1 protein-coding gene is annotated in these 815 nt (G+C 69.1%); it reads left to right on the top strand.

The genetic code is table 11. The features are described 5' to 3' along the window. Positions 1-154: 154 nt before the first annotated feature. The gene (locus A5706_RS16005) at positions 155-775 is read left to right on the top strand and encodes a TetR/AcrR family transcriptional regulator (RefSeq protein ID WP_068132317.1); all 621 of its coding nucleotides are present in this window, start codon (positions 155-157) and stop codon (positions 773-775) included. The last annotated feature ends 40 nt before the right edge of the window (positions 776-815 follow it).

The following is an 815-nucleotide window of genomic DNA, read 5'->3' as shown; positions in this document are numbered from 1 at the left end:
GCCACGCAGCGCATCGCCGCGTCGATTATTCGGGCGCGGGTCCGCTCGCCGCTGGCGCCCACCGGGCGCCCCAACTGCGCCCGCGCGGCGTTCATGCGGCGCGTCTCCCTACCGAACCGGCACGTAAATTGATCGGCCGATTATATTCGACGGCATGCTGGGTCGCCCGGTCGGCGCCAGCGGCGAGCGGACCCGCGCCCGAATAATCGACGCGGCGATGCGCTGCGTGGCGGAGGTCGGGTACTCCCGCGCAAGCATTCGCGAGATCGCCAAGGCTGCCGAGATGACCAGCGGCAGCCTGTATCACTATTTCCCGAACAAGTCCGAGCTGCTCACGGCGACCGTCCGGGAGATCGACGAGATCGCGCTGCCGCGGGTGCGGTCCGCCGCGGCGCACTCCGATGACGTCGTCGAGCGCCTCGAGGCGATGCTGGACGAGCTGGCCAGGTTGCTGCGCGAGTATCCGCACCTGGCCGCGTTCGAACGCGCGATGCGCGGGCATGCCGGGCCAAAAGTGTTGCGCGACACCATCGATGGGATCGTTCGGGACGCCCAAGCGCGCGAAGCATTGCCGCCGGGCACCGACCCGGGCGCCGCGGTCAACGCGATCTACGCGCTGGCTCGCGGGCTGACGGACCGGGCGGCCAACCTGACTCCGGACGCCTACGCCGACACGTTGGCATCGGCCAAGGAATTGCTCAGGGGCACGCTTTTCGCGCCGCGAGCGAGTCACCGCACGTCCACAGCGCAACGCCGATCAAAACCAGGTCCTTGAGCAGGAATTGGCCCGGCAGCGCGGACAACACCGGAATGCC

The sequence above is a fragment of the Mycobacterium sp. E796 genome, assembly GCF_001672815.1.
GTDB lineage: Bacteria > Actinomycetota > Actinomycetes > Mycobacteriales > Mycobacteriaceae > Mycobacterium.
The sequence above is the reverse complement of the archived record's forward strand: the minus strand, read 5'-3'. Positions and strand labels throughout refer to the sequence as shown.